The following is a 20,482-nucleotide window of genomic DNA, read 5'->3' as shown; positions in this document are numbered from 1 at the left end:
GCGAGCGCATTGATGCCCGCCCCCTTCATCCCGTTTGACAGCATGGCGACACATCGCGGCGCCACCCTTGCCGCTCGGCGCGCCTGCGTCGCCTCACCGAATCGCACCGGAACCTGAACGTCCTATGCAACGCATCCTCAACGTGCTGACTCATCCGCGTACGCTCTCGATCGTCGGGATCGTCGCGCTAGCGGCCATTCTCTTCATCGTCGCCGACATGCTGCAACTGCCGCTCCTGTGGGCGGCGATCGCGTTCGCGACGATCCTCGCACTGTGGCTCGTCGTCGCGCTGTGGCGCCGCTGGCGCGTGAAGCGCGCGAACCAGCAGCTCGGCCAGGTGCTGGAAGAGCAGGCGGAAACCGGCAAGATCGCCGCGCCCGCCGCCGCCGCACTCGCCCCCGACTCGAAGACGGCCGACCTGGACGTGCTGCGCACGCGCCTGTCCGATGCGGTGAAGACGATCAAGACGTCGAAGATCGGCCAGGTGTCGGGCGGCTCCGCGCTGTACGAACTGCCGTGGTACATCGTGATCGGCAACCCGGCCGCGGGCAAGAGCAGCGCCGTGCTCAATTCCGGCCTGCAATTCCCGTTCGCGGACAAGAACAGCGCCGTGATCCACGGCATCGGCGGTACGCGTAACTGCGACTGGTTCTTCACGACCGAGGGGATCCTGCTCGACACGGCCGGCCGCTATTCGGTGCACGAGGAAGACCGCAGCGAATGGCTCGGCTTCCTCGGCCTGCTCAAGCGCTATCGCCCGAAGGCGCCGATCAACGGCATCATCGTCACCGCGAGCATCGCCGAACTCACCGGCAACCGCCCCGAATTTGCGATCAACCTCGCGAAAAACCTCCGTCAGCGCGTTCAGGAGCTGACGGAGAAGCTCGAAGTGTTCGCGCCGGTCTACGTGATGTTCACGAAGGCCGACCTGATCACCGGCTTCACCGAATTCTTCAGCAGCAGCGACAAGCACGAGTACGACCGCGTGTGGGGCGCCACCCTGCCCTACGAGCCCGACGACAAGCGCGACGTCGTCGCGCAGTTCGACACGCACTTCGAGGAACTCTACGAAGGGCTGAAGGAGATCAGCGTCGCGCAGCTGTCGCTGTCGCGCGGCAACCAGCTGTCGCCGGGCCAGTTGAGCTTCCCGCTCGAATTCTCGACGATCAAGCCGTCGCTGCGCGCGTTCCTCGCGACGCTGTTCGAGAACAACCCGTTCCAGTACAAGCCGATCTTCCGCGGCTTCTACTTCACCAGCGCGCTGCAGGAAGGCGAAACCAACAGCGCGGCCGCGCAGCGCATCGCGCATCGCTTCGGCCTCGACGGCGCCGCACTGCCGAAGCCGCACAGTGCGTTCTCGAAGAACGGCTTCTTCCTGCGCGACCTGTTCTCGAAGGTGATCTTCGCGGATCGCCAGACGGTGCGGCAGTTCGCGAGCCCGACCAAGACGCGGCTGCGCTACGCGACCTTCTTCGGCTTCGTCGCGGCGCTTGCGCTCGCGCTCGGCGGCTGGACCTGGTCGACGATCGGCAACCAGCAGCTCGTCGCGAACGTGCAGGCCGACCTCGACAACGTCACGCGCCTGCAGCAGGGCCGCAACGACCTGCAGTCGCGCCTGCAGGCGATGGACATCCTCGAAGACCGGATCGAGCAGCTCGAACAGTTCCGCCGCGACAAGCCGGTTTCGGTGTCGCTCGGCCTGTACCAGGGCGACCGTCTCGAGCAGCACCTGCTGACCGAGTACTACAACGGCGTGCGCCAGATCCTGCTGGCCCCGGTGTCGCAGAACCTCGCGTCGTTCATGAAGGACGTGAACGCGCACCCCGAACAGCTCGTGCCGATGACGCGCCCGCCCGAATCAGGCGCCGTGCAGGGTGGCGCGATGCCGGTCTCGACGAACGCGGCAGGTGCCGCGCCGCAGGCCGGTGCCGCACTGGCCGCATCCGGCACCGTGCCGGCCGCGGCCCCGCAGCAGCCGGCCGCACCGCAGGGCGGCCTCTACAGCGACGCGTCGCCGACCAACGTGCAGGACGCGTACAACGCGCTCAAGACGTACCTGATGCTGTCCGACAAGCGTCACGTCGAGCAGGCGCACCTGACCGACCAGCTCGCCCGCTTCTGGCGCGGCTGGCTCGAGACGAATCGCGGCAACATGCCGCGTGACGAGATGATCAAGAGCGCGGAGCGCATGATCTCGTTCTACCTGTCCCGCGTGAACGACGACGACTGGCCGATGATCGACGCGAACCTCGCGCTCGTCGACCAGACCCGCGAGAACCTGCGCCACGTCGTGCGCGGCATGCCGGCCCGCCAGCGCGTGTACGAGGAAATCAAGGCACGCGCGTCGACCCGCTTCGCGCCGATGACCATCGCGCGCATCGTCGGCGACGGCAACCAGGGGCTCGTGGCAGGCAGCTACGCGATTCCGGGCACGTTCACGCGCGAAGCGTGGTTCGACTACGTGCAGCCGGCGATCCGCGACGCGGCGACCAAGGAACTGCAGGCGAAGGACTGGGTGCTGAACACGTCGACGCAGGATGACCTGACGCTCGAGGGCAGCCCCGAGCAGATCCAGAAGACGCTCGTCGGCATGTACAAGACCGAGTACGCGCAGCACTGGCAGAAGTTCATGCAGGGCATCGCGGTGCAGGGCTTCAGCAGCTTCGGCCAGGCCGTCGACGGGATGAACCGCCTCGGCGACCCGCAGGATTCGCCGATCCGCAAGATCCTCGAGACCGCGTACGACCAGACGTCGTGGGACAACCCGTCGCTCGCGAACGTGACGATCAAGAAGGCGCAGACGGGCGTCGTGAACTGGGTCAAGCAACTGTTCTCGCGCTCGCAGGCCGGCCAGGTGGCGGCTGCCAACATCGACATCAACGGCAATCCGGCCGAGGTGCCGATGGGTCCGATCGGCCAGGAGTTCATCGGGCTCGCGCGGATCGTCGCGACGCATGACGGCACGTCGATGCTCAAGGGCTACATGGATTCGCTGTCGAAGGTCCGCACGCGCTTCAACGTGATCAAGAACCAGGGCGACCCGGGCCCGGGCGCGCGCCAGCTGATGCAGCAGACGCTCGACGGCAACGGCTCGGAACTCGCCGATTCGCTGAAGCTGGTCGACGAGCAGATGCTGACGGGCCTCACCGATTCGCAACGCAAGTCGCTGCGTCCGCTGCTCGTGCGGCCGCTGATGCAGGCGTTCGCGGTCGTGATCCAGCCGGCCAGCGCGGAAGTCAACAAGGTATGGAACGCGCAGGTCTACCAGCCGTTCCAGAACTCGCTCGCGACGAAGTACCCGTTCGCGGCGAGCGCGAAGGTCGAGGCCGGCGCCGGTGAAATCGCGCAGGTGTTCGGTCCGGACGGCTCGATCGCGAAGTTCGTCGGCACGACGCTCGGGCCGCTCGCGGTGCGCCGCGGCGACACCCTCGCCGCCCGCACGTGGGGCGACATGGGCATCGGCCTCACGCCGGACTTCACCAGCGGCTTCGCGCGCTGGGTCGCGCCGCTCGCCGGCGGTGCGGCAGGCAGCGCCGCCGCGTCGTCCGAGCCGCAGACCGTGTTCCAGATCCTGCCGCAGCCGAGCACGGGCACGACGGAATACACGATCGCGATCGACGGCCAGCAACTGCGCTACCGCAACACGCCGCCGCAGTGGACCAACTTCGTGTGGCCGAACCCGCAGGGTTCGCCGGGCGCGACGCTGTCCGCGACGACCTTCGACGGCCGCACGGTGCAGCTCGTCAACGAGCCGGGCCGCTACGGTCTCGAGAAGCTGATCAACTCCGCGCAACGCAAGCGCCGTCCGGACGGCACCTTCGACCTGACGTGGGCGCAGGGCAGCGTGAACGTGTCGGTGACGATGCGCATCATCAGCACGTCGCAACCGTCCGGCGGTGGCGGTGACCAGCCGCAGCAGCAGAGCCTGCGCGGCCTGCAGCTGCCGTCGTCGGTCGCCGACGCGAGCACGGGCGCCGCGCAGAACGCGACCCAGTCCGCCGGCACGGGCACGCCGGCCGCAGCGCCGGCCGTCGCGGCCGCCAACGCAACGAATGCCCAGGGGGCGCAATGACGCAAACCGTACAGGCGCAGATCGCCTACTTCGGCAAGATTCCGTCGCGTGGCGACTTCGTGAAGAGCCCGCACAACCCGCAGTTGCTGCAGACGCTCGACCGCTGGATCGCGCAGGCGCTCGAACTGCTCGCGGAAGATCCGCGCTGGAAGCTCGTCTACGAGGATGCGAAGCCGATGCATTTCGCGTTCCTCGGCTCGCGCAGCAAGCTCGCGATCGCGGGCCACATGGTCGCGAGCCACGACGTGTCGATGCGCCGCTTCCCGTTCCTCGGCGCCACCGCGCTCGAGGTCGACCGGCCGCTCGCGTTCCTCGCGCGCAGCCCGCTCGCGTTCGCGCGGCTGTGGTCGCGCGTCGCCACGCAGATCCCGCCGCTGCTCGGCAAGGACGAGCCGCCCGGCGCGCTGCAGGCGCTCGGCGACACGCAGGTGCCGATCGACGTCGGCGGCCCCGGCACGTCGCATGACGGCACCTTCAACGATTTCATCGAACACCAGTCGCTGTACGGCCTCCAGGAGATGCTGCTCGAAAGCGGTCATCCCGTGCGGCTGCGCGGCGCGATGCTCGCGCTCGGCTCGCTGCTGCGGCCGGTGATGCAGAGCGGCTCGTCGCACATCGAGCGCGGCCTCACGCTGCCGCTGCCGGTCGATCCGTTCTACCGCAGCCTCGTCGCCGCGTTCTGGCTCGAACTGATCGCGCCGTTCGTCGCGCAGGCCGACTTCGAGCTCGCGATCTTCATCGGCACGATCGCCGAGCGCGAACGGCTCATCATCGGCTTCAACGGCGCGTCGGCGAAGACGCTGCTGAGCGTCGTCGACCCGCAGACCTACGCCGCCCACAACATCGACATCGACGATCCCGAGTGGATCGACGCCCATGCGCAAAACGATCACCAGATCAGCAAGCTCGTCAGCTACCTCGACCAACCGCAACTCTCGCTGCGCGTCGCCATCGACGCGTTCCGTGAAGCGTTCATCGGAGGCTGACGGGATGCATCGCACGATTCACGTCCGGCGCGCGCGCTTTTCGGTCGCCTTCTCGCCCGCCGTCGCCGCCCTCCTCGCTGCCGGGCTCTTCGCCAGCGGCGCGGCTTTCGCGCAGAATACGGGCGCGACCGTCACGCCGGTCGGCAACGGCACGGTCGCGACGACCGCGCTGTCCGCGAACACCGGCGCCGCACCGGGGACGGCCTCCGGCGCCGTCGTGCACGGCACGGCCGGCACCGCGAACACCCTCACGCCGCCGCCCGCGACCGCGACGCCCGGCCAGGTGGTCGTCGGCGGCAAGGTGCCCGACGAGGCGACCAAGGCCGCCGTGCTGCAGAAGCTGCGCGATACCTACGGCGCAACGAACGTCGTCGACCAGATCGAGGTGGGTGACGTTGCAACGCCGCCGAACTGGAGCGCGAACGTGCAGAAGCTGCTCGGCGCGCAGCTCAAGCAGATCAGCAAGGGACAGCTGAAGATCAACGGCACGCAGATCGAGATGAAGGGCGAGGTGCACAACGAAGCGCAACGCCAGCAGCTCGCGAGCGACATGGCGAACACGCTGAACCCGACGTATACGATCAAGAACGGGCTGCGCGTGTCGGCATCCGAACAGGGTGTGCTCGACCAGACGCTCGCGAACCGGACGATCGAGTTCGAGACCGGCAGCGCGACGCTCACGCCGCAGGGCAGGCTGATCCTCGACCAGATGGCGGCCGCGCTCGCGAAGATGCAGAACCGCACGGTCGACATCATCGGCCACACCGACAACTCGGGGAACCGTACGTCGAACATCGCGCTGAGCCAGGCGCGCGCGGATGCGGTGAAGGGCTACCTGATCACGAAGAGCATTTTGCCGCAGCAGATGACGACGACGGGTGTCGGGCCGGATCAGCCGATCGCGCCGAACGATACGGCGGATGGGCGGGCGAGGAATCGGCGGATCGAGTTCCGGGTGGGGCAGTAGGCGGGGCGTTTTGCCGCTTCGCGGAGCGGTGTTCGCATCGCTTCGTTGGATGCGGGTCGCGCGAGGGGTTGTCGGCAAGCTGGCCCTTTGAACGCTCGCTGGCGGCTGCCGAATCGTGGCCGGCCGCCAGTCTCGCTGTTTCAATCGTCCGTCAATGTGACCGGCTTCCCGTGAATGCGCTCCAGCCGACGTGGCGTGGCAATCATCAACAGGATGCCCTTGACCACAAGGCCCGCGAAGAACAGCGAGCACGGGGTCAGTAACACCGTCGAGAACAACAGCAAATCCGCTGACCCTGGCAAAGGTGCCCGTATCCGCACGGCCAGGAGCACGGCCGGTGCGGCGAACAGGACGAGCCCCTGACCGATTCGGGCGATCGGGTTGCGATGGTTTGAAGACGTGCTCAACTACAGAGTTGCGGGGCAGACGCCGCCGCATGCGGAGCGACATGCGGCCGGTACAATCGGCAACGCATTGCCAGTCATTGCGCGAGGATGACCCTCTTGCCGGTTCGCCGTTCAAGCTTCAACGGCAAATACACGCGAAAAAATAGCTGCCGCACATAAAAATTCCCGATAAGCGAGAGCGTCATTGGAAACGTAAGAAGCGAAAAAACGACGCCCAACACATGGAGACCGATACTCTCGCCAAAAACATGATTCACACTCCCCCCCAACGCAGCTGCGAACGGCATCAAATACGCAACCACCGACACCACGCCCGGTTTCAAGGGGTTTCTTGCTGTCAAGCCATCGATATACCCACCACACGAGTGACGCAGGATCAGGTTTTTTCCATTGTCGTGATAAATCGTCTGCACGACTGACCCTATCTTTGCCGCACGACAAAAATCCGAAAGAACCAAGAAGGCATGCCGCGCGATAAGCGCGAAACAAGCTGCTATCACCGAAGTCTTCAATACGACCGAAATCGGGATGGACAGCAAATAAAACAGCCAGAAAAATGCAGTCATCAAAAACGGGAACAGCATCAGCATTGAGACAATGCCTTCGACCCAGAGCCTACGTGGCCGTCGGTTCATCACATAGTGAAAAATCAAAACAGTCGACACGAAAAGCTGAATGACCAGCACTAACTTCCACAACGAGGTCGCTATCACCCCAAATTGTGAAAACACGAAATATCCGCCGGCCAAGAGCGAACTCGCCACCAGCTCAAGAACCGCCAATTTTCCGTGAAAATCTATCGGCGAAGCATCATCAAGATCAATTGTCATTATTTACGGCTCAAAAAACTGACAAACCTCGGCTTCAGGCGATCCGCACTCATGAACCGAGAATGACCCTCTTCCCTGTTTTGCGCTCCAGCTTGATTGAGAGATAAATATGAAAATAAGCAAATCGCACAAAGAATTTTGTCAGGAGCCAGCAAGTAACAGGAAGTCCGATCGCCGACAGGATAATAAACATTCCGTGCGGCCCACCACTCCCTTCAAACTGCCGGGCTGACAACATCGAATATCCGATAAGAATCGGACCAACCACCGAGACCAGCCAATATGGGACCGCGATCGATTTTCCTGGCCCGTCCAGCTTTCCAATAACGGAATCAGACTCATCAGGATACACAATACGATCGTCTTCATCCTTGAAAAGCCGCTCAAGCAATCCAAGCCGATCATTTTCCCGAGCAAAAGCAGCCCACGAGAGCCAGGCCCAAGTTGCCGCCACCGTCAGGCACATCAAAAGCGCGATCGCGCGTATTGCAACTGACATCGGTGCAAAACAAAAATAAAACAGCCAATATGATCCGAGCAGCATCCACGTCGGGACAAACCCGACACAGACTGCAATCCCCTCCCAAATCAATCGCCTGGATCGTCTATTCAGAAAGTAATGCACATACAAAAACAGCGGACACCCGATCTCCAGCACCAACGCAATGACCCAGGGCAGCCCTGATGACCAAAAACCGCTGAACGCATGCCAATATATGATTATCGGGATAAATCCAACAACCAATCCGATCTTGGCAGCTAACGGATGGTCGTCAATTCGAGTTCTGTCGCCTTGCTTCGTATCGCCAGGACTTTGTATCAAAACAGGTTTCACGGCATCGCCCCGAGCGGAAACATTTGCCACGAATTCTCCCGGCATTGCGGGGTATCCGGCAACGCCGCTGACGTGCCGTACCCCGCCCCCTCATTCGTCCACCAGGATGACCGACTTCCCGTGGAGACGCTCCAGTTTGAGCGGCAAGCGAATCAGCAGCAAATACACCTTTACGATGATGCCCATGAGAAGCTGAGAACATGGGCACAAGATCAATGCCACGAACAGAAGCAAATCCTGCGAGGACGAAAAAGGCGTCATTATCCTGGCGGCCAAAAAGATGGCAGGGGCTGCCAGCAACACCAGTCCCAGACCAATCCTCTTGACCAGGCCAGGGGCCTCCGCATGTGCGGTCACCTGCTGCATTCCCGATAGCCGGTACTCGATCTCGCCGCCCACGTCCTTGAATGCCTGCGAGATGAATGCCGGTTTATCGAGAGTCGCGGACACCTGACGACCAATCAGAATCATCCACAGCAAAGTTCCAACTATCGCTGCAGCGATACATACAAAACGAATCGTTGACGGCATCGAGGCAGACGCGAAATAAAAGATCCACGAAATGCCTGCAACAAAAAAATACGCCGAACAAAGCACAATGCTACTAAACACCCCATACAGGACCAATCGCCCTCGTCCGTTATCCGCACGCCACGCAACGATTTGCCCAATGACAGAAATCAGCACCCATGCAATGGACCAGTGAAACGGAACCCGATTCCCGGAAAACATCGGCAACCCGAGGATGAAGGCACACCCAATCAAAAATAAACCAAATCCCAGATTTACCTTGAAAAGTGCATCAAACCGACCCGACAATTCTCGCGCTTCCATCATCTCAATATGTCACAATCATTGGGTAGCCATTATAATCCTTCGGATAATTCTCCTCCAGATACTTCGCTGCCTTTCGAATAAACTTGGCCGCCTTCTGAGTATAGGAATAGTGATTATCGGCAACACCCAGCACATAAAAGAAAAACGCAGACACGCCCACCACGAGAACGGCAACCGCACCTACAACCCAGCCACCGATCACAACGCCCACCGCAGTGAGTGCGGTCGTAATCAGATAATAGGCAACCGCGCCGAGTATGGATGCGACCCCAGCGGCAGCAATGTCAATCCCGACCTTGGCGACGAGATCAGCCAGACCTCTCCCTCGATGTCCGTTTGCGTCTACTTGCTCATAATCGTGATACCACTCAGCCACGTCCAGCCCGATGGTCAGCACGAAAGCAATGCCACCAGCTCCTTTGAATGCTCCCTTCCACGCCTGCGCCGATGCGCTTGCAGTCTCTGCCATGCCCTCGACCGCGCCGGCCGTGATCGCCATTATTTTTGTGCTTTTTAATTTATAGACAGTCTCCGTGATCATCTTCCTCAACGAACTATTTCCCTTGAAGGCCAAATAATACTTGATCCCGAGTTTCGGGTGCTTCACGGACATGAACACGAATTTTCTATTGAACAGCTCACGTAAATCAGACCAATTATCCTTCGCATAAGCCAATCCCCCGGCAAATTGACTGATAATCCAGTTTCGCGTCATTACCTTTTCTTTGTCATCAATTTTAAGTGCCGTCGGCGGCCCACCCTCCTGAGCCAATCGCCACACTTCCGCTGGAGCCCGTTCAAGCGTCACCTCGAAGATGTGAACAATCAGACTTTCGTCGACATTCTGCTGAGTCAACGGACCAGAAGAAGCGGGAAACAAAAACTCCGGCGCCACTTCTCCATATTTGAAATTCAAAGGCGTCAATTGCCCCCACCAGGCATTACCCGGCAGGTTTCCGTCGGTATTACGACAGACCAACGGCGCAGGGTTGGCAAATACATTATTAACGCCGGATGGTACGCGCGGACCACTTGAAGCTGCGCCGGGAAATCCGCCGATCGCGATGATTATCGGCTCCGGCTTTGCCTTCGGATCGGAATTTCCGCCAAGCGTATCGAAGTCGATCATGGAATAACTGCGCACCAGCTTTCCATTCGATTTCAGCAGCAAATTCCCTTTGAAATCACGCCCCACCCAAATGTGATACCGCTGCCCGTCGTGAAACTGCCCTTTCTGGACACGCTTCTTCACGCCGACGTCATAAAACCAGTCTTTATCGGCCTCAAGCGTGTAAGTCGCGTCTTTCTTGACACTAATTTCAAAGATGACGTCACGATGCTTGCGCAGCAACACCGTCACATCCGATTCGGCCCAGCAACTGATCGGCTCCCCCGGCAAATCAATACAAACATCATGCTGAACAAGCGGCCTGCCCATTTCACTCTCCCGTCCGTTTGACCTGGCTGGCCACGAACTCGTCAAAATCGATGTTCTTCAATTCCGCCCGGCCTTCCGCGTCGAGCGCGACGCTATGCTCGGTCCCGTCCTCGGTCGCGAACTTGATCGGCTCCCCGTGCGGCACGTTGCCGTCGGCGTCGACATAGCGAATCCGCATGTCCGCCTTGCGGCCTTCCGTCTTGAACGTCTTGTGCATGCTCGTCGGACCGCTGAAGGCGTGCTGCGCGCCCTTCACGTCGATCTGGCCCGGCGCGTGAATCTCGATGTTGCCGCCCTTGATCCGGATATACGCACCGCCCGCCGTCAGCAGGATCTCCTGCTTCGCGACGCCTTCGATCGATGCCGTCGCCGACAACACCTTGATCGCCTTCTGCGCAATCATCTCGACGTTGTCGCTGTGGGCCTGGATCTCGACCGGCCCCTTGCCGGCAAAGAGCTTCATCCCCGCGTTCTGCACGAACAGGCTGAGCTTGTCCTTGACGCTCGCCACCAGCGACTTGCCGCTCGTGAGATGCGTGCTTTGACCGCTGACAAGGTTCACATGCCGGTCCGCTGCCACGTGCACGCTCTGCTGCGACGCCATCCCGATCCCCGCCGGGCTCGCGAACAGCATCACCGGCTCCTTGAACACATTCGCGTCGCCCGTTCCGCCGCCCGAGGTCCTGCCGCCCGACGAAGCCCCCGCAACACTGTTCTTCGTGGCTTCCGCGAACTGCTTCAACGCATCGTGACCGGGGCCGAGGCTTTCGGCCTGATGCATTTCACTCGCCTGCGACATCGATTCCAGCAGCCCGTCCGCATCCGTGAGTTGCCCCTGCGCTTCGCTCGCATCGAGCGGCTGGCTGTTCACCTCTTTCGGATGCGTCGTCACGTAAAGCCCCTGCCCGGCGCGCACGGCGCCGTACGTATCCGTGCGCAGGTCGAACCCCGAACCGAGATACGCGCCGCGCGTGTTGCCGTTCTGTTCGATCAGGTAGCCCAGGTGAAGCAGCGAATTCGCGCTGCTGCTGAACAGTCGCGTACGGTTCTGGCCGGTCGCATCGTCGAGGACCATCTCGTTGTGCCCGGACCCCGCATACTCCTTCGACCGAAAGCCCGACAGGATGCCGTCGCTATGCCACTGCGGCTTGGTCGCCCCGTTGTAGACGCGATGCATGACGATCGGCCGGTCGCAGTCGCCGCCGATATAGCCGATCAGCACTTCCTCGCCGATCCGCGGAATATGCACGCCGCCATAGCCGCCGCCGGTATCCGACTGCACGACGCGCACCCAGCACGACGCGGTTTCGGTGCCCCCGTTCTGCCGGTCCCAGACGAACATGACCTTGATCCGGTTCAGCTCGTCCGTATAGACCTCCTCGCCCTTCGGCCCGACGACGACGGCCGTCTCGAGCTGCATCACGGGCTTCTTGTGCTCGAACGGGCTGCGATACGGCACCGCCGCGCGTTGCGCTTCGACCTCGACGAGATAGAACCCGGCCGAACCGTCGTCATGACCGACTTCGAACGCAACCGCCGCACCGTGACCGGCTTTCGCCTCCGCGAGCCGCGCCTGCAGGCTGTGCGGAAAGTTCGCTTCGTGGTCCGAGATCGGCAGGTTGTTCTCGATGTACCGCGACACCTTCAAGGCCGCGAATTCCCGGTCCTGCGCCGAATCGCGATCGTGCTCGGGATGATCCGCCAGCGTGAAGCGCCGCCCCGCGTCGATCCCGCGCACGCCGCCCACGCCGAAGAAGCGCTTCGCGCGCGACTCCCATTGCTCAAGGCGAATCTTCGACAGATGCTCGCCGCGATCCTGCCCCGCATACGTGTATGCGCCGGTGTATTCGTAGACTTCCATCTGGCCCGGCAGATCGCCCTGGCCGGCCTTCGTGGGCAACGTCGTGCCGTTCGGATTGCCGGCCGTCGACGGCGACTTGTAATCGAACGTGCGCGTCGTGTGCTGCGAACTCTGCAACGTGCGCGACGCGGCCCACTGCGTGAATCCGGTGGCTTCGCTCCCGGCTCCCGAACGGTCGAACCGGACGGAATTCGGCGCCAGTTCGTCGAGCGCGTGCAGGTCGTCGGTCACGACGAGCGTGTGCGCGCTGCCGTCCCCGGCGTGCCGCCAGAAGCCGAACAGCCCTTCGTCCTCCATCAGGCGATGCACGAAGTTCCAGTCGGTTTCGCTCTGGCGGCAGTAGGACCGCGACGGCAGCGGTTTCGACAGCGCAAACTGATAGCGCCCCTTGGCCTGCGGATGCGTATCGAACACGTCGGCCAGGATCGCGTCGACCGGCTTGTCCTGCCAGTACCGCATGTCGCTGCGGAACTTGAGAAAGTGCATCCACGACGCGAAGGTCAACTGGTAGCCCGACAGGCTGCCGTCCGTGCCGAGCCGGCGCGCCGTATGGACATAGCCGTTGATCGGGAGGTACGACTGGTCGGCCTGCTGGATCCACACCGTCATCGGCTGCGCGATCAGCGTCTTGAGCTCGATGTCGCTGGCGGTCGACACGAGGTCGAGCGCCACGCTGAAGTCGCGCCCCAGTTCGGAACAGATCACGGCCCGGCGCGGCACCAGCGCGTTGTTCGGCAGCGACGGGATGTCCGTCTTCAGCAGGCGATCCTGCTGAATCAGGCCACCGCGAATCGCCTGTGCCAGTTCGGTCAGGTTCATGCGTCAATCCACGTTCTTGTTGGCCGCGGGCCCGCCGGACCCGCGCTCTCAGGTCAAATGCCCGTCGCCTACGACTGCTCGTCAGGCCTCACGCCCAGCAGTTCGCGAATATGCGACAGCGAGCCGTCGTCCTTCACGACGCTCTCGAGCCACTTGTGCAGCGGCATGTCAGCCCATTCGGCGGCCTTGTCGGCGAGATACGCGACCGGGCTGTGCGGCTCGGTCTGGCGGAAATAGCGGGCGACCGCGCGCAACTGGTCGACGGCTTGCGCACGGTTCTGGATGCCGGCGATCATCTGCGTCACCGGGGCGCGCGGAACGGACTGCGGCTGCACGTGAGTCTCCTCCGTGTGGATCGGGTTGCCGAACACCGGCTCGATGCGCTCGGGCTGCGCCTGCGGTGCCGACTGCGTGTGCGGTGCGCTGCCCGTATAACCCTGCTCGCGCGCAAAGCGCTCGGCGAGCCGGTACACGGTCTCGAATGCGTCGCGCGCCTGCCGGAAGCTCGGCGCCGAATCGCCCGCGCGCTCGACGAGCCGTTCCTCGAATGCATCGAGCGCGAACTCGAACGCCTTCAGGTTCGCGAGCAACGCGGTGTAGAACGCGATCGACGTCACGCGCCGCGACGAATCGATCTGCTCGATTGACGGCTTGCCGCGTGCGATGTCGTCCGCGTGTTCGGGGTCGCGCTTGATCGCCTGTGCAACGTGCTGCGCCACTTCCCAGTCGAGCGTGCTGAACGCGTTCGACGCACCGTCCGTCATCGGCACCGCGCGCAGCAGCTCGGCCGTGCGGCCGGACAGCCACGCGACGTTGCCGAGCCGGTGCTCGGTGTCGTCGTCTTCGGGCAGCGGGTGCACGGTGTCCCAGAAGTCGCGGCACAGGCCCTCGAGCAGCGCATAGCCTTCGGTCAGGCCGGTGATGCCGTCCTCCAGCGCGAGCGCCTCGGTCAGCCATACGGCGAGCCGCAGGTCCTTCGTGCGCGTGCGCAACAGCTCGCCCGCGTGGTCGACCACGAAGCCCCAGTCGGCCTCCTTGATCTCGGTCACCCACTCGCCCTGGTCGAGCGTCGGATCGTCGTAGCGCCGCGCGTCCTGGATCGCGTCGAATTCGTTCGAAAACAGCAGGTCGTCGCCGCTGGGCGACGCATCGCTGATCGGCGTCAGCAACTCGGGGAGATTGATCGGCATGGTTCGGTCAGTTCATCAAATGCTTGTGTTGCACGGCCGCGCTCATTCGACGGTGTACGTGAATTCGCCGGCCTCGTCCGCGCGCACCGCGATGCGCGCGATGGCCTCGCCGTCGGCGATCCGGCCGAGCACGTGGCCCGCGATCTCCGGCAGCAGCGTGCCGTTCAGGATGTGGTCGACGTTGCGGGCGCCCGAATCGACCTCGGTGCAGCGCGCGAGCACCGCATCGACAAGCGATTCGTCCCATTCGAACGCCGCCTTGTGGTTCGTCTCGATCCGGCGGCGGATCCGCTCGAGCTTCAGCTCGATGATCTCGGCCAGCACGTCGTCGGAAATCGGGTAGTACGGCACGACCTTCATCCGCCCGAGGAATGCGGGCTTGAAGGTCTTGTACAGCTGCGGGCGCAGCGTCTCGGCGAGCGCGTCCGGATCGGGCAGCTCCTCGACCGGCTTGTTCAGGCACGCCTGCATCACCGCGGTGGAACCGACGTTCGACGTCAGGATGATCAGCGTGTTGCGGAAGTCGATCTCGCGCCCTTCCGCATCGTCCATCGCGCCCTTGTCGAACACCTGGAAGAACATCTCGAGCACGTCCGGGTGCGCCTTCTCGACCTCGTCGAGCAGCACGACGGAATACGGGTTGCGGCGCACGGCCTCGGTCAGCACGCCGCCTTCGCCGTAGCCGACGTAGCCCGGCGGCGAGCCCTTCAGGCCCGACACGCTGTGCGCTTCCTGATACTCGCTCATGTTGATCGTGACCATCTTGCGCTCGCCGCCGTACAGGATGTCGGCCAGCGCAAGCGCCGTCTCGGTCTTGCCGACGCCCGACGGCCCGACGAACATGAACACGCCGCGCGGCTTGTTCGGATCCTCGAGGCTCGCGGTCGCGGTGCGCACGCGCTGCGCGATCGCTTCCAGCGCGTGGTCCTGGCCGATCACGCGCGCGGCGAGCAGCGGTTGCAGGTTCAGCACGGTGTCGATCTCGTCCTTCACCATCCGGCCGAGCGGAATGCCCGTCCATGCGGCGACGATCTCGGCAACCACGTGACCATCGACCTGCAGCGGCACCATCGGCTCGCCGCCCTGCAGCGCGTGCAGCGCCGCGACGCGTTCCGCGAGCTTGTCGCGGGTGGCCTGCACGTCGACCGGCTGGCCGTCTTCCGACGGGCCGCGTGCCTTGTCGAGCGCTTCGCGCAGTTCGGTGATCTCGGCGACGATCACGCGCTCGGCTTCATAGCGCGCTTCGTCCTTCGCCAGTTGTTCGAGCGCCGTGTCGCGCGCAGCGCGCAGCTCGCCGAGCCGCTCGTCGTGCGACGCGCCGCCGGCCGCCTCGCGCTCCAGCGACGCGATTTCCGCGTCGATCCGCTCGATGCGCTTCTTCGTGTCGTCGATCGCCGCCGGCGTCGCGCTGTGCGCGAGCGCGACCTTCGCGCACGCGGTGTCGAGCACGCTGATTGCCTTGTCCGGCAGTTGGCGGCCGCTGATGTAGCGGTGCGACAGGCGCACGGCCTCGGTGATCGCGTCGTCGAGAATCCGCACGTTGAAGTGCTTCTCCATCAGGCCGGACATCCCGCGCAGCATCGCGGCCGCGAGCGGCTCGCTCGGCTCCTCGACCTTCACGACCTGGAAGCGCCGCGCCAGCGCCGCATCCTTCTCGAAGTACTTCTTGTATTCGCTCCACGTCGTCGCCGCAATCGTGCGCAGCTCGCCGCGCGCAAGCGCCGGCTTCAGCAGGTTCGCCGCGTCGTTCTGGCCGGCCTGGCCGCCCGCGCCGATGATCGTGTGCGCCTCGTCGATGAACAGGATGATCGGATGCGCGCTCTTCTTCACCTCGTCGATCACGCTCTTCAGGCGGTTCTCGAACTCGCCCTTCACGCTCGCGCCGGCCTGCAGCAGCCCCATGTCGAGCACGTGCAGCGCGACGCCGCGCAACGGCGGCGGCACGTCGTCGGCCGCGATGCGCAGCGCGAGGCCCTCGACGACCGCCGTTTTGCCGACACCGGCCTCGCCGGTCATGATCGGGTTGTTCTGGCGGCGGCGCATCAGGATGTCGATCGCCTGGCGAATCTCGGCCTCACGGCCGATCACCGGGTCGATCTTGCCGTCGCGTGCGCGCTGCGTGAGGTTGGTCGTGTACGTGTCGAGCGCGGGCGTCTTCGACGGGCCGGCCGCGGGTGCCATGCCGTCGGCGGCCGGCGCGACGTCGCTACCCTCGTCGTCCGCCTGACGCGGCCCGGCTTCGCTCGAGCCGGCCATGATCTCGTCGAACTTGTGCTTCAGGTCCGTCACGTTCATTTCCGCGAACTGCGACGACATCCGTTGCGCGAATTGCGCGAGATCGGACGCGGTCAGCAGCGCGAGCAGCAGGTGCCCCGAACGGATGCGGCCGAGCTGCGAGTCGAGCGACGCGATCAGCCATGCCTGTTCGAACAGCGCGATCAGGTGCACGGAGAACACCGGCGTGCGCGTGTTGCCCGTCTTCAGGCGCGTCAGTTCGCGCTCGAGATCGGCGTGCAGCGCGTGCGGATCGACGCGGCTCGCGCGCAATGCGAGCGGCAGGTCGCCCGTCGCTTCCTCGAGCAACGCGAGGAACAGGTGCTCCAGATCGACCTCGTAATGGCCGCGCGCCAGGCACGCGCTCGCCGCACGCTCGGTGGCGTGGCGACACAGCGGGTTCAGTTTCGTGATCAGGGTCTTCAGAGGCGTGCTCATGGCGTCGATCTCAGGTTCGTTGCGTGTTTGTTGTCGTTCGGAATCAGTGAATCACGTGCAGCTCGTAGCGGGCGTCGGAGCGATCCTCGATCGCGTCGCGCGTGCAGAGGAACGCGTCCCAGCCGAGCCGCGAGCCCGCGCCGAGCACGCTGGCGCCGACCTCGGTACGCTTGAGCACGAGCTTCACCTCGTATTCGAGCGTGACGCCGGCGAGCAGCGTCAGCATCCGCTCCAGCGCGATAGCGTGCGCGCCGCCGGGCAGGAACGCCTCGTAGTCGCGCTTGGACAGCGGGCCGACGACGATCCGCGCGCGCATGTCGCGCTGCCACACGCGTTCGCCGACGAGCGCCGTCGCGCCGAGCACCGCGTTGACTTCGCCGAGCACGCTCAGCTGGTCGGGCGGCACGTCGTACCACTTGCCGACGAACTGGTCGATCTTCACCGGCACGCGGAAATAGTCGGACAGCGTGCGCTGCAGGTACGCAGCCGACATCGGCCGGTGCCGCGCGGCGAGCGCATAGCCGGCGACGGCCTCGTCGAGCACGCCGCCCACGCCGGCCGCGAGACTGTCGCGCACCTCGTCGCTCGGCACGCCCGCGATCGCGAGCAGCAGCGGCAGATAGCGCTCGTCGCGATCAAGCTCGTAGTGGAACGGCAGCCGGTACTTCTTCCACGCGGCATAGAACAGCGCGGTCGCGCGGTTCGAGAACACGTCGAAGAATGCGCGCGCCGCATGGTCGCGCTTCAGGTGCTCGCGCGCGACGATCTGCTCGGTGTAATGCAGCGGCAGCGCGCCCTGCCCGCCCAGCAGCCCGAAGAATGCGGGCGTCAGCTCGACGTGGCCGAGCTCGCCGGCCGCGAGCGCGGCGCCGCGCGCCTCGCCCGTCTTGAGCTGGGTGCCGTCGTCGTCGAACGAGCGCGCGCCTTCGATCTCGCTCGGCGGAAAGCCGAGCGACAGCGTGTTGCGGAATTCGATGCGCTGCGCGACCACGTCGCCCTGCCGCCACGCGCCGGGCGCGTCTGACGCCTGCCGCGCGAACAGCCCTTCGAGCACGCGCACGGCCTGGAAGAACTCGAAGCGGTGCGGTTCGTCGAGCAGCGCGTCGACTACGCCAGGATCGATTCGCCGGTGCGGGGCTTGCATCGGATGATCTCCTCGCCGGTGCGCTTCGACACGACGACTAGTTGAACGAAACTGTTGAGGTGGACGTACAGCCCGAAGAAGCTGTCGAGCACGCGTATGAACGACGCGAGGCTCGCACCGACGAAGTGTTCCTCGTCGATCGTCAGGCGGATCTCGATGCCGCGCACGAAGGTCGCGAACGGCTTGCCGGGCAGCCACTGCACGGCGCCGCGCTGCTCGACGCCGGCGAGGCCGTCGATCTGGCGCATCGACACCGCCGTGCGCCGCAGGTCGTACAGCGTCAGCATTTCCTTCAGCGGCGCGAGGCCGTGCGCGACCAGCGACACGTGATTGAGCGCGAGGTGCGACACGAGCCGCCAGTGCGCGGCGCGGCCGCGCTCGAAGCGCACGCTCTGCGTCGGGCGGCGCAGCAGCGAAATGCCGCTCGTCTGCGCGCCGCCTTCCTGGAACAGATCGCCGCCTTCGAGCCCGAATGCGAGCATCGCCGGCAGGTCGCGGTTCGTGCAGGTGAGGTCGAGGCTCAGCGTGTCGGTCTGCGGCGACGTCGGCTCGAAATCGATGTCGACGATCGAGATCTCGGTTTCATAACCGGGGCTCTTCTGCGCGACCCAGTCGTTGCGGCGCGCGAACCAGTAATGGCCGATCCGCGCCGATTCGCCGTGATGCAGCGAATAGAACGGCCGGAACTCGATCACCGATTCCTCGTGCGCCTGCTGCCTGACGAGCTTCACCGAGTCGATCGAATACACCTCGTACGCGAATGCGCGCCGCGCCTCGGCGATCACCGGGTAGGACACCGCGCGGTGCGTGATGCGGATCGGCTCGCCGTGCTGGCGGAACAGGTTGACGATCGGCGTGCAGAACAGCCGGAAGTGGCTCGCCGTCAGCAGTTCGAGCAGCCGCGCGACGTGCGAATCGCTGCGCACGTCCTGCAGCACGAGATGCAGCGTCGCGCGCTGGCAGCGGCCCGTCGCGCGCGCGATCGCCGCGATGTCGAAGTCGACGAAATCGAACTTGTCGGGGAACGCGAAGTATTCGGTGAGCAGGCGATACGCGGGATGCGATTTCGCCGGGTAGTCGATCAGCGCGTCGTCCTCGTCGAAGCCGGCGTGCGCGATCGGCAGCTTGCGCAGCGCGGTCCAGCGGCCGTTGCGTTCGGGCTCGACGTATGCGCCGAGCACGTTGACGAACAGGCAGTCGGTCAGCGCGGCGACGAACGACTGCTCGCCGTGCAGGTGCGCGCGCAGCGTCGGCAGCTTCAGCGCGCCGAGATCGAGCTGCGCGGCGAGCGATTCGAACGTGATCGAGATCACGCCCGTCGCATTGGACGGCAGCACCGTCGCGCTCGGCGCGAGCGCGACCGGCGTATAGCGCGCCTCCGAGATGCGGATCGGCGCGAGCGTCACGTCATAGGCGGTGCGGAACCGGCACTGCACGCCGCGGATCGGGCGGCTCTTCAGCTCGGTGCCGCGATTGATCACGACCGGCTCGGTCTGCTGGCCGGGCGACGCCGGCGTGAACTGCGCGATCGAGCACGACGGGAACGGCCGCAGGTAGTGCGGATACAGCACTTCCAGCAGCGCTTCGGTGAATTCCGGGTAATCGTCGTCGAGCTTCTTGTTGATACGCGCGCCGAGCAGCGCAAACGACTCGATCATCCGCTCGACGTGCGGATCCTCGCAATGCTCGCCGGACAACGCGAGCCGCGCCGCGATCTTCGGATAGCGTTCGGCGAAATCTCGCGAATAGCGCCGCAAAAACGATAATTCGCGCTCGTAATACGGCAGCAATTCTTCCATCGACGACCCCGAACCTCAATATTTCCTGCCGGACCCTGATCCACCACCGGGCGGTCCGGCCCGCTCGGCGGCATGATTTACTGCATTCTTGCGGCGCGTGCGCGCGTGACCGAATACTGCAGCGTCGAGGGCTGCAGCATCGCGTCGAAACTCACCGGCTCTTCGGCCGGGTGCACGACGAGCAGCGCCTGAATCGCGAAGTAAAGCGCGTTGGTGGCCTGCTCGTTCAGCTCGAACGTCACCTGCACCTGCTGCAGGCGCGGCTCGTGCCGTGCGATGGCCTGCTGGATCGACTTGCAGATGAACGCGCGGTCATAGTGACTCGCCAGGCTCAGCCCCGCAAAATCGTTCAGCCCGTAGGTCAGCACCGACTTCTGGCACTCCGGCAGCGCGGCCAGTTCGTTCTCGGTGTGGGCGATACGGGTGTTGAGAATCGCCTCGACGTCGCGGGCGACCGTGTTCTTGAGCTCGTCCAGCGACAATTGCCGCATCGCTGCCGAGGCCGGCAGGTGCGGTTCGTCGTCGAACAGCTTGTCGAGAAAACTGGGTTCGAATCGTTTCATCGGCCGGGATTCACAGCGAAAA

The 20,482-nt window shown here is 64.2% G+C and carries 14 protein-coding genes; 3 read left to right on the top strand and 11 right to left on the bottom strand.

The genetic code is table 11. The features are described from left to right. Nucleotides 1–124: 124 nt before the first annotated feature. From tssM to BCEP18194_RS07950, 3 genes are read left to right on the top strand one after another with little or no spacing between them, the layout of a single operon-like run. Complete coding sequence (gene tssM / locus BCEP18194_RS07960) at nt 125–4,072, top strand: type VI secretion system membrane subunit TssM (protein ID WP_011350772.1); 3,948 nt, start codon at nt 125–127, stop codon at nt 4,070–4,072. Then, entirely contained in the window at nt 4,069–5,058 is a 990-nt protein-coding gene (gene tagF, locus BCEP18194_RS07955) for a type VI secretion system-associated protein TagF (protein WP_011350771.1), read from the top strand. The genes tssM and tagF overlap by 4 nt, the downstream gene beginning before the upstream one ends. A 4-nt stretch (nt 5,059–5,062) precedes the next feature. Next, nucleotides 5,063–6,025 carry an OmpA family protein gene (locus BCEP18194_RS07950; RefSeq protein WP_011350770.1) on the top strand — a complete coding sequence of 321 codons (963 nt, stop codon included), beginning with the start codon at nt 5,063–5,065 and terminating at the stop codon, nt 6,023–6,025. Nucleotides 6,026–6,165: 140 nt separating this feature from the next. Here BCEP18194_RS07950 and BCEP18194_RS41130 read toward each other — a convergent pair whose 3' ends face one another. The 11 genes from BCEP18194_RS41130 to tssE form a co-directional block, all read right to left on the bottom strand. Next, nucleotides 6,166–6,432, bottom strand: coding sequence for a hypothetical protein (locus BCEP18194_RS41130; RefSeq protein ID WP_011350769.1), 267 nt, complete (start codon nt 6,430–6,432; stop codon nt 6,166–6,168). A 74-nt stretch (nt 6,433–6,506) separates the two neighbouring features. Then, nucleotides 6,507–7,262, bottom strand: coding sequence for a hypothetical protein (locus BCEP18194_RS07945; RefSeq protein ID WP_041492727.1), 756 nt, complete (start codon nt 7,260–7,262; stop codon nt 6,507–6,509). Between the two features lie 49 nt (nt 7,263–7,311). Then, nucleotides 7,312–8,142 (bottom strand): hypothetical protein, encoded by an 831-nt coding sequence (locus tag BCEP18194_RS39320; RefSeq protein ID WP_011350767.1) that lies wholly within the window; start codon nt 8,140–8,142, stop codon nt 7,312–7,314. A 45-nt stretch (nt 8,143–8,187) separates the two neighbouring features. Beyond that, a complete protein-coding gene (locus BCEP18194_RS07940; RefSeq protein WP_157687160.1) occupies nt 8,188–8,931 on the bottom strand; it encodes a hypothetical protein in 744 nt (247 codons plus the stop codon). A 4-nt stretch (nt 8,932–8,935) separates the two neighbouring features. After that, a complete protein-coding gene (locus tag BCEP18194_RS07935) occupies nt 8,936–10,372 on the bottom strand; it encodes a hypothetical protein (RefSeq protein WP_011350765.1) in 1,437 nt (478 codons plus the stop codon). A gap of 1 nt (nt 10,373) precedes the next feature. After that, the gene (locus BCEP18194_RS07930; RefSeq protein WP_011350764.1) at nt 10,374–13,052 is read right to left on the bottom strand and encodes a type VI secretion system Vgr family protein; all 2,679 of its coding nucleotides are present in this window, start codon (nt 13,050–13,052) and stop codon (nt 10,374–10,376) included. Nucleotides 13,053–13,120: 68 nt separating this feature from the next. Next, nucleotides 13,121–14,242 carry a type VI secretion system protein TssA gene (gene tssA / locus BCEP18194_RS07925; protein WP_011350763.1) on the bottom strand — a complete coding sequence of 374 codons (1,122 nt, stop codon included), beginning with the start codon at nt 14,240–14,242 and terminating at the stop codon, nt 13,121–13,123. 42 nt (nt 14,243–14,284) lie between these two features. Next, on the bottom strand, nt 14,285–16,954 hold the full coding sequence (gene tssH, locus BCEP18194_RS07920) for a type VI secretion system ATPase TssH (RefSeq protein ID WP_011350762.1): 2,670 nt from the start codon (nt 16,952–16,954) through the stop codon (nt 14,285–14,287). 43 nt (nt 16,955–16,997) lie between these two features. After that, complete coding sequence (gene tssG / locus BCEP18194_RS07915; protein ID WP_011350761.1) at nt 16,998–18,098, bottom strand: type VI secretion system baseplate subunit TssG; 1,101 nt, start codon at nt 18,096–18,098, stop codon at nt 16,998–17,000. Then, nucleotides 18,062–19,897: a type VI secretion system baseplate subunit TssF gene (tssF, locus tag BCEP18194_RS07910; protein WP_011350760.1), complete on the bottom strand. Its 1,836-nt coding sequence runs from the start codon at nt 19,895–19,897 to the stop codon at nt 18,062–18,064. Before tssF ends, tssG begins: the two co-directional genes overlap by 37 nt. Nucleotides 19,898–19,974: 77 nt before the next feature. Next, entirely contained in the window at nt 19,975–20,460 is a 486-nt protein-coding gene (gene tssE / locus BCEP18194_RS07905) for a type VI secretion system baseplate subunit TssE (protein WP_006477092.1), read from the bottom strand. Between the last annotated feature and the right edge of the window lie 22 nt (nt 20,461–20,482).

The organism is Burkholderia lata (genome assembly GCF_000012945.1).
Lineage (GTDB): Bacteria > Pseudomonadota > Gammaproteobacteria > Burkholderiales > Burkholderiaceae > Burkholderia > Burkholderia lata.
Note: the sequence above shows the minus strand (reverse complement) of the source record. Positions and strands in the feature narration are given on the sequence as shown.

Bases quoted from the DNA above. Each gene is read 5' to 3' on its own strand.
- tssM (WP_011350772.1), top strand. From the start codon at position 125: ATGCAACGCATCCTCAACGTGCTGACTCATCCGCGTACGCTCTCGATC.
- tagF (WP_011350771.1), top strand. From the start codon at position 4,069: ATGACGCAAACCGTACAGGCGCAGATCGCCTACTTCGGCAAGATTCCG.
- BCEP18194_RS07950 (WP_011350770.1), top strand. From the start codon at position 5,063: ATGCATCGCACGATTCACGTCCGGCGCGCGCGCTTTTCGGTCGCCTTC.
- BCEP18194_RS07945 (WP_041492727.1), bottom strand. From the start codon at position 7,262: ATGACAATTGATCTTGATGATGCTTCGCCGATAGATTTTCACGGAAAA.
- BCEP18194_RS39320 (WP_011350767.1), bottom strand. From the start codon at position 8,142: ATGCCGGGAGAATTCGTGGCAAATGTTTCCGCTCGGGGCGATGCCGTG.
- BCEP18194_RS07940 (WP_157687160.1), bottom strand. From the start codon at position 8,931: ATGGAAGCGCGAGAATTGTCGGGTCGGTTTGATGCACTTTTCAAGGTA.
- BCEP18194_RS07935 (WP_011350765.1), bottom strand. From the start codon at position 10,372: ATGGGCAGGCCGCTTGTTCAGCATGATGTTTGTATTGATTTGCCGGGG.
- BCEP18194_RS07930 (WP_011350764.1), bottom strand. From the start codon at position 13,052: ATGAACCTGACCGAACTGGCACAGGCGATTCGCGGTGGCCTGATTCAG.
- tssA (WP_011350763.1), bottom strand. From the start codon at position 14,242: ATGCCGATCAATCTCCCCGAGTTGCTGACGCCGATCAGCGATGCGTCG.
- tssH (WP_011350762.1), bottom strand. From the start codon at position 16,954: ATGAGCACGCCTCTGAAGACCCTGATCACGAAACTGAACCCGCTGTGT.
- tssG (WP_011350761.1), bottom strand. From the start codon at position 18,098: ATGCAAGCCCCGCACCGGCGAATCGATCCTGGCGTAGTCGACGCGCTG.
- tssF (WP_011350760.1), bottom strand. From the start codon at position 19,897: ATGGAAGAATTGCTGCCGTATTACGAGCGCGAATTATCGTTTTTGCGG.
- tssE (WP_006477092.1), bottom strand. From the start codon at position 20,460: ATGAAACGATTCGAACCCAGTTTTCTCGACAAGCTGTTCGACGACGAA.